Below are 290 nucleotides of genomic sequence, written 5' to 3' on the forward strand. Positions count from 1 at the left end.
TACGGAGGGTGCGAGCGTTAATCGGAATTACTGGGCGTAAAGGGTACGTAGGTGGTTTGACAAGTTATCTGTAAAAGCCCTGGGCTTAACCTGGGAAGGCCAGATAAAACTGTTGGACTCGAGTACGGGAGAGGGTAGTGGAATTTCCGGTGTAGCGGTGAAATGCGTAGAGATCGGAAGGAACACCAGTGGCGAAGGCGGCTACCTGGCCTGATACTGACACTGAGGTACGAAAGCGTTGGGAGCAAACAGGATTAGATAACCGAGTAGTCCTGTCTCTTATACACATC

At 50.7% G+C, this 290-nt stretch carries 1 rRNA gene; it reads left to right on the plus strand.

Annotated elements, in window-relative coordinates:
• Window positions 1-290 (plus strand): 16S ribosomal RNA (locus ACTHSL_RS13435); the annotation flags it as partial.

The sequence above is a fragment of the Neisseria sp. P0008.S010 genome, assembly GCF_051962715.1.
Taxonomy (GTDB): domain Bacteria; phylum Pseudomonadota; class Gammaproteobacteria; order Burkholderiales; family Neisseriaceae; genus Neisseria; species Neisseria elongata.